This window comes from Tritonibacter sp. SIMBA_163 (genome assembly GCF_046535935.1).
Lineage (GTDB): Bacteria > Pseudomonadota > Alphaproteobacteria > Rhodobacterales > Rhodobacteraceae > Epibacterium > Epibacterium scottomollicae.
Map to the genome: position 1 here is coordinate 1 of NZ_JAWJBP010001383.1, position 234 is coordinate 234.

Below are 234 nucleotides of genomic sequence, written 5' to 3' on the forward strand. Positions count from 1 at the left end.
TAAGGTTCTCCGAACACTACCGATAGTGGTTTGATCAAATGATCGTATAAGTTCTAAAATTTGCATTGATGTGAAATCATAAATGTCCTTATTATATAAAGTCTCAGTAATCTCTGCTTTAGCAAAAATAGGCCTCATCTGCAAAACCATACCCTCAGATAAGGTATCTAAATATTTTTCCTTAATCTCACTATTGAACATTGCAACAAACAACTCCTAAGTAATTACTCGTCT

1 protein-coding gene is annotated in these 234 nt (G+C 32.9%); it reads right to left on the bottom strand.

What is annotated here, in order from left to right:
- On the bottom strand, positions 1-201 hold a 201-nt coding region (locus R0J92_RS26825), incomplete at its 3' end, for a hypothetical protein (RefSeq protein ID WP_411053924.1).
- Between the last annotated feature and the right edge of the window lie 33 nt (positions 202-234).